The organism is Streptomyces sp. NPDC025618 (genome assembly GCF_055558795.1).
The window spans coordinates 109,896-116,690 of sequence record NZ_JBVHLW010000007.1 but is presented as its reverse complement, the minus strand read 5'-3'; the positions used below and the strand labels follow the sequence as shown (position 1 = coordinate 116,690).

At 73.4% G+C, this 6,795-nt stretch carries 6 protein-coding genes; 4 read left to right on the top strand and 2 right to left on the bottom strand.

The features are described from left to right. Positions 1–211 precede the first annotated feature (211 nt). Positions 212–1,384, top strand: a complete 1,173-nt coding sequence (locus tag ACZ4A5_RS09645; RefSeq protein ID WP_467580471.1) for a TerD family protein — start codon at positions 212–214, stop codon at positions 1,382–1,384. 78 nt (positions 1,385–1,462) lie between these two features. Here ACZ4A5_RS09645 and ACZ4A5_RS09640 read toward each other — a convergent pair whose 3' ends face one another. Further along, positions 1,463–2,767 carry an MFS transporter gene (locus tag ACZ4A5_RS09640; RefSeq protein ID WP_467580468.1) on the bottom strand — a complete coding sequence of 435 codons (1,305 nt, stop codon included), beginning with the start codon at positions 2,765–2,767 and terminating at the stop codon, positions 1,463–1,465. A 35-nt stretch (positions 2,768–2,802) separates the two neighbouring features. On the opposite strand from ACZ4A5_RS09640, the gene ACZ4A5_RS09635 reads away from it, so the two are divergent. Next, positions 2,803–3,840, top strand: coding sequence for a LysR family transcriptional regulator (locus tag ACZ4A5_RS09635; protein WP_467580704.1), 1,038 nt, complete (start codon positions 2,803–2,805; stop codon positions 3,838–3,840). A gap of 164 nt (positions 3,841–4,004) precedes the next feature. Here the strand turns inward: ACZ4A5_RS09635 and ACZ4A5_RS09630 are convergent, their stop codons facing one another. After that, entirely contained in the window at positions 4,005–4,784 is a 780-nt protein-coding gene (locus ACZ4A5_RS09630) for an alpha/beta hydrolase (RefSeq protein ID WP_467580465.1), read from the bottom strand. Between the two features lie 103 nt (positions 4,785–4,887). Here ACZ4A5_RS09630 and ACZ4A5_RS09625 point away from each other — a divergent pair, with 103 nt between their 5' ends. Both ACZ4A5_RS09625 and ACZ4A5_RS09620 read left to right on the top strand, forming a co-directional pair. Beyond that, on the top strand, positions 4,888–6,024 hold the full coding sequence (locus tag ACZ4A5_RS09625; RefSeq protein WP_467580462.1) for an adenosine deaminase: 1,137 nt from the start codon (positions 4,888–4,890) through the stop codon (positions 6,022–6,024). A gap of 167 nt (positions 6,025–6,191) precedes the next feature. Continuing rightward, positions 6,192–6,650, top strand: a complete 459-nt coding sequence (locus ACZ4A5_RS09620) for a hypothetical protein (RefSeq protein ID WP_467580459.1) — start codon at positions 6,192–6,194, stop codon at positions 6,648–6,650. Positions 6,651–6,795 lie beyond the last annotated feature (145 nt).

Here is a 6,795-nt window from a genome sequence, read left to right as displayed (position 1 = left end):
GTACCACCCCCCCCCCCCCCACCCCCCCTCCCCCCCCCCCCCCCCCCCCCCCCCCCCCCCCCCCCCCCCCCCCTTTCTCCCCCCCCCCCCCCCCCCCGGTGCGTCGTACCGGCATCTCTTGATCTATTTATTGCGCAACTCAGGAACTGTGGGCCCGGGCGCCCCGTTGTTCGCGATGAACGAGGGAAGCCGGGACAGTGGAGGAAGGTTCATGGGCGTGGCCCTGGCCAAGGGTGGCAACGTGTCGCTGAGCAGGCAGGCCCCCGGCCTGACCGCCGTGACGGTCGGGCTGGGATGGCGGGCGCGGTCCGCCCCGGGCGCCGGATTCGAGCTGGACGCCAGCGCGCTGCTGTGCGACCAGGCCGGGAAGGTGCTCTCCGACCGGCACTTCGTCTTCTTCAACAATCTGCGCAGCCCCGACGGTTCGGTCAGCCACTCCGGCGGCGGGACACCGGCCGGCGGGGGCGACGTCCAGCAGATCCACGTGGACCTCACCCGGGTCCCGGCCGAGGTGGCGAAGATCGTCTTTCCCGTCTCGCTCTACGAGGCGGAGCGGCGCGGGCAGAACTTCGGCCGCCTCGACAGCGCGCACATCCGCGTCGTCGACCAGGCCGGCGGCGCCGAGCTGGCGCGCTACGACCTCGGGGGCGTCGACGGCTCCGAGACCGCCATGGTCTTCGGCGAGCTCTACCGCCACGGCGCGGAGTGGAAGTTCCGCGCGGTCGGCCAGGGGTACGCCTCCGGCCTCGCGGGCATCGCGGGTGACTACGGCGTCGACGTCCTGCGTGAGACCCCGGCGGCGCCCGCCGTCCCGCCCGTGCCGCCGGCCCCGCCCGCCCAGGTGAGCACGGCGAAGGCGGAACCGCCCGTGCCGTCCCCGGCGTCCGCACCTCTTGCCGGTGCCGTGCCGCAGAACCCCACGGCCGCCGCACCCCTTGCCACACCTCAGCAATCCTCAGGGAGTTCCTCCGTGACGTGCTTCTTCGACCCGAACCATGGCCCCGGCACGGCATCCGTGCTGTGGTCCCCGCAGTGGGGTGTGCCCCGGCAGATCCAGACGTGCAACGGCTGCGCCCAGCGCGTGCAGACCACGCCGCCGCCGTACTACACCGCCCCCCAGCCGCAGGCGGGTTACCCCCAGGCCGGCTACCCGCAGCCGGTCCAGCAGCAGGGCTACCCGCAGCCCGCGCAGCAGGGTTACGCCCAGCAGGGCTATCCCCAGCAGGGCAACCAGCAGCAGGGCGGCCGCCGCTTCGGCACCGGCGCGCTCATCGGCGCCGGCGCGGCCGGCCTCGTCGGCGGCGCCCTCCTCAACGAGGCGATGAGCGACGACGAGCCGGACGTGGTCGTCAACAACTACTACGAGGGCGACGACGAGTACTGAGCGGCCGCGTGGTGAACGACGAAGGGGCCGCCCCCACCAGGACAGGTGGCGGGGCGGCCCCTTCGGGCTGCGGGTGCCTTACGGCCGGGCGACGGCGGGCAGGGAGCGGCGCTCCTGGAGCGCCCGGCGCGTCGCGTAGAGCGTGATCGACGCCGCGGCCAGCATCGCGATCAGGCCGAGGACCACCGCCCCGTCCCAGCCGCCGAGGTGGAAGGCGACGGCGCCCAGCGTGCCGCCGGCCGAACTGCCCAGGTAGTACGCCGTCTGGTACAGCGCCGACGCCTGCGCGCGGCCCGTCTTCGCCGTACGGCTGACCGAGGACGACGCCACCGCGTGGCCCGCGAAGAACCCCGCCGTGATCAGGACCAGGCCGGCCAGCACCGCGATCAGCGACTGGGGGAGCGTCAGCAGCAGACCCGCCGACGTCGTGCCCAGCGCCAGATACAGCGCCCCGCGCCGCCCCAGCCGTCCCACCAGCTTCCCGGCCGCGGCCGACGAGACCGTGCCGACCAGATAGACCAGGAAGATCGAGCCGACGACGCCCTGCGGCAGGGAGAACGGCGCCTCGGCCAGCCGGTAGCCGATGACGGTGTAGACCGCGCCGAAGACGGTCATGAAGAGCGCGCCGATCGCGTACAGCCGGCGCAGCAGCGGATCCGCGAGGTGGCCGCCGACGGTGCGGGCCAGCGCGCGCGGCGAGACCGCGGCCGGGGTGAAGTGCCGCGCCTTGGGGAGCAGCAGCCGGAAGGCCACCGCGCACACCACCGCGAGCACGCCCACCGCGCCCAGCCCGGCGCGCCAGCCCCACGCCTGCGCGACCCAGCCGGCGAGGATGCGCCCGGACATGCCGCCGAGGCTGTTGCCCGCCACGAACAGGCCGATCGCGCCGATCAGCGCCTTGGCCCGCACCTCCTCGGCCAGATACGCCATCGCGGAGGCGGGCAGGCCCGCCAGGGCGGCACCCTGCACGGCGCGGAGCGCCACCAGCCAGCCCAGGTCGGGGGCGAAGGGCACGAGCAGGGCCACGAGGGCGGCCACACACAGCGAGGCGGTCATCATCGCGCGGCGCCCGTAGCGCTCGGACAGCGCGCTCAAGGGGACGACGGCGACGGCGAGCGCGCCGGTCGCGGCCGAGACGGTCCAGCTCGCCTGATCCGGCGTCACACCGAGGTCGTCGGAGATCGCGGGGAGCAGGGCCTGCGTGGAGTAGAGCAGGGCGAAGGTGGCGACACCCGCGGCGAAGAGCGCGAGGCTCGTCCTGCGGTAGCCGGGCCCGCCGGGCACCAGCTTGTTGTCATCGGCTGAGGAAGGAACGGAGGACGACAGTGCGGAGGCACCCGATCGCGTGGTGACGACGGATGCCCCGGTATCGGCAGGAGGCATGTACCGACCGTATGCACGCAGCGCTCATGCGTCCAATGCACAAATTCGCGATAATCGTTCCTGTGCAGCATGATCGCAGGCCAGGGGCTTCCCTGTCACCGACCGGCAATGAAAGCGTGACGCGGATTTTTGACAACCCGGTAACGCCGGACACCCCTGCGATCAAGGCGGACTCCTGGGCCGCGACCCTCACCCCGCGCCTCGCGCAGTTCGTCGCCGTCGCCCGGCACGAGCACGTCACCCGGGCCGCCCACCAGCTGGAGATGCCGCAGTCCACCCTCAGCCGCTCGATGGCGCGCGTCGAACAGGAGCTGGGCGTCGCGCTGTTCGCCCGGCACGGCCGCACCCTCTCCCTGACCGCCGCGGGCCGCACTTTCCTCGCCTCCGTCGAACGGGCCCTGGCCGAGGTCGAGCGCGCCGCCGAGTCCGTGCGGGCGGACGCCGACCCCAGCGCGGGGAAGGTCGCCTTCGGCTTCCTGCACACCCTCGGCTCCGAGACCGTGCCCGAGCTGATCCGGGCCTTCCGCGCCGACCACCCGCGCGTGCGCTTCCAGCTCGTGCAGAACTACGGCGAGGCCATGCTGGAGCGGCTGCGCTTCGGCGACCTCGACCTCTGCCTGACCTCGCCGCTGCCCGACGCGCCGGACCTCGTCGCCCGCCGCCTCGACGAGCAGAAGCTCCGCCTCGTCGTCCCCGACGACCACCCGCTCGCCGGCCGCAAGCGGATCCGCCTCGCCGAGGCGGCCGGCGAGCTCTTCGTGACCCTCGAACCCGGTTACGGGCTGCGCCGGATCACCGACGCGGTCTGCGCGGAGGCCGGCTTCACCCCGAAGGTCGCCTTCGAGGGCGAGGACCCGGAGACGCTGCGCGGGCTGGTCGCGGCGGGCCTGGGCGTCGGCCTGCTGCCGCCGCCCGCGGTGGCGCGGCCGGGCGTGGTGGAGCTGACCGTCACCGCGCCGCGCGCCGTCCGCGAGATCGGGGTGGCCTGGCTCGACGGCCACCCCGACACCCCACCGGTGGCCGCCTTCAAACGCTTCCTGCTCTCCCGCCGGGGGCAGTTGCTGCCGCGCTGAGCGCCGGGCGGCGCGGTCGCCGGGTGCGGGCCTGGAGGGTCCTGGAGTGGCGGACGGGTGCGGTCCGGTGCGGGCCGGCGATCCGCCGCGGCCCGGCGACGGCATTCCCGCCGTCGTCCGGGGGAGTCCGATGCCCCCGCGCGCCTCCGGCGGCCGGGGCCGCGTCAGTAGCCCAGAGACGCGCCGAAGCCGGAGGCGAGCGGCATGCGCAGCCCCAGTGGCGGCGGTGCCGCCAGCGCGTCGGCCACCGGGCGCGCGTAGTGCCGCCCGAAGAGCGACCCGAGCACGAAGTCGACCGTCAGGGCGAGCACTTCGGAGCGGTGCTGGTGCAGCGCGTGCCCGTCGGAGTGCACCTCGAAGCGGCACACGTCCCGGTTGACCTTCTTCGCCCGCTCGGCGAGCCGGAAGGACAGATCGGGGTCGGTGCGCTCATCGTTGGTGCCGTGCACCAGCAGCACCCGCCGCCCCGCGAGTTGCCGCACCGGATCGGGGTCGAGCACGGACTCCGGCGCGGGCAGCCAGGGGGCCAGCGCCAGTACGGAGGTGACGGCCGGGTGCCCCGCGGCGAGCAGCGCGGCCCGGCCGCCCATGTCCGTACCCACCAGGCACACCGGTACGTCGCCGTAGCGCCGCACGACCTCGTCCGCGGCCCACTCCGCGTCCCGTACGGGATCGGCCGCGGCGCCGTTCCAGCCGCTGCGGCGGTAGCGGACGACGTGGGTGACCAGCCCCTCCGCCGTCCCCGGCCGGGCCAGGCCGCGGGCCACCCGCCGCTGCGCGGCCAGCGTCAGGGCCGAGGGGCGGCGGGTCCCGGCGGGGCGCCCGCCGGGCAGCAACAGGGCGACACCGTGCACGGAATGCTCCGCGCCGAGCGGCTTTCCGAGCCGGGCCAAACCCGCTCCCGGCCCCTGGGATCCGCGCTGCGGCAACGCTTGCTCAGGCATGGCAGACACGATGGCAGAACGCCGTGCGGTGTCCACCCCGCCGATGGGTCACCGTTCCGTATCGTTCGCCGACATCTACGCGCGTAGGGGCTAGAGTGCCGAAATGACGACCGAGACCACCTCCCGACCCACCCCCGAGCAGATCCGCCGCGCGCCCAAGGTGCTGCTGCACGATCACCTCGACGGCGGACTGCGCCCCGGCACCGTCGTCGACCTGGCCCGCGCCACGGGCTACGACGGCCTGCCCGAGACCGACCCGGACAAGCTGGGCGTCTGGTTCCGCGAGGCCGCCGACTCCGGCTCGCTGGAGCGCTATCTGGAGACCTTCGCGCACACCTGCGCCGTGATGCAGACCCGCGAGGCGCTGGTCCGGGTGGCCGCCGAGTGCGCCGAGGACCTGGCGGAGGACGGCGTCGTCTACGCCGAGGTGCGCTACGCCCCCGAGCAGCACCTGGAGGGCGGTCTCACCCTCGAAGAGGTCGTCGAGGCCGTCAACGAGGGCTTCCGGGAGGGCGAGCGCCGGGCGCGCGAGAACGGCCACCGCATCCGGGTGGGCGCGCTGCTCACCGCGATGCGGCACGCGGCCCGCGCCCTGGAGATCGCCGAACTCGCCAACCGCTACCGCGACTCGGGCGTGGCCGGTTTCGACATCGCGGGCGCGGAGGCCGGCTTCCCTCCCACCCGTCACCTGGACGCGTTCGAGTACCTCAAGCGCGAGAACAACCACTTCACCATCCACGCGGGTGAGGCGTTCGGCCTGCCGTCCATCTGGCAGGCGCTCCAGTGGTGCGGCGCGGACCGGCTCGGGCACGGCGTCCGGATCATCGACGACATCGAGATCATGGAGGACGGCACGGTCAAGCTCGGCCGGCTGGCGTCCTATGTGCGGGACAAGCGCATTCCGCTGGAACTGTGCCCCACCTCCAACCTCCAGACCGGTGCGGCCACTTCTTATGAAGAGCACCCCATCAGCCTGCTGCGCAAGCTGCACTTCCGGGCCACGGTGAATACCGATAATCGGCTGATGAGCGGCACCAGCATGAGCCGTGAATTCGAGCACCTGGTCAAGACGTTCGGCTACACCCTGGACGACATGCAGTGGTTCTCCGTCAACGCGATGAAGTCCGCGTTCATCCCATTCGATGAACGTCTCGCGATGATCAACGACGTCATCAAGCCCGGATACGCCGAGCTCAAGTCGGAGTGGCTCTTCCGGCAGACGCTGACGGGCACGGTCTGACCAGCAATTCCGCTTCCCGTCGCAACCGACGGTGAATCCACGGGTAATAGCGTGAAAACGGCCGGGACTCCAGGGTCCCGGCCGTGTCATTCATTGCGGCTTCCCGGCTCTCGTGACTAGGTTGCAGTGCCGCTGCAAAATTCCCCCGTCGCGAGGACAGAATTCAGATGAAGCAGGGAACCATCAAGACGCTCGGTGTTGCCGCGCTCGGTGTCGCCTTCGCCGCCACGGCGGTGGGCAACGCGGCCGCGTTCGGCACCTCGGGCGCCGTGGAATCGGTCACCGGCACCGCCGCGACCACGATGGGCGGGCTGCCCATCCAGCAGGCCGCGAAGCTCGCACCGGCCGGCGGCCCCGTGGTCTCCGCCGCGGACCGCGCGATCCAGGGCGGCATCCTGAAGGCGCCCTCCCAGGCGGTCGACAAGGCCGTGGCCCCCAACCTCCCGAAGGCGCCCGACCTGCCGGTGACGCCGAAGTCCGACACCAGCCCGGGCGTGAGCGGTGCGGGCGGCGCCAACGGCGCCGCCACGAGCGGCAAGATGCACAGCACCGGCAACAAGGGCCTGCTCGGCGGGCTGCCGACGCTGCCCACCAACGGCCTGCCCCTGCCGAGCATCGGCAGCTGAGCCCCGGCGCACCACGGCGGGGGGGGGGGGGGGGGGGGAGGGGGGGGGGGGGGGGGGGGGTGGGGGGGGGGGGGGGGGGGGGGGGAGGGGAGGGGGGGGGGGGGGGGGGGGTGGTTTTCTTCGTTGGTGGCCCCCGCAATGTGGG

What these genes read in the sequence shown, in the direction of transcription:
- ACZ4A5_RS09645 (WP_467580471.1), top strand. Translation starts at nt 212, where the DNA reads ATGGGCGTGGCCCTGGCCAAGGGTGGCAACGTGTCGCTGAGCAGGCAG.
- ACZ4A5_RS09640 (WP_467580468.1), bottom strand. Translation starts at nt 2,767, where the DNA reads ATGCCTCCTGCCGATACCGGGGCATCCGTCGTCACCACGCGATCGGGT.
- ACZ4A5_RS09635 (WP_467580704.1), top strand. Translation starts at nt 2,803, where the DNA reads ATGCACAAATTCGCGATAATCGTTCCTGTGCAGCATGATCGCAGGCCA.
- ACZ4A5_RS09630 (WP_467580465.1), bottom strand. Translation starts at nt 4,784, where the DNA reads ATGCCTGAGCAAGCGTTGCCGCAGCGCGGATCCCAGGGGCCGGGAGCG.
- ACZ4A5_RS09625 (WP_467580462.1), top strand. Translation starts at nt 4,888, where the DNA reads ATGACGACCGAGACCACCTCCCGACCCACCCCCGAGCAGATCCGCCGC.
- ACZ4A5_RS09620 (WP_467580459.1), top strand. Translation starts at nt 6,192, where the DNA reads ATGAAGCAGGGAACCATCAAGACGCTCGGTGTTGCCGCGCTCGGTGTC.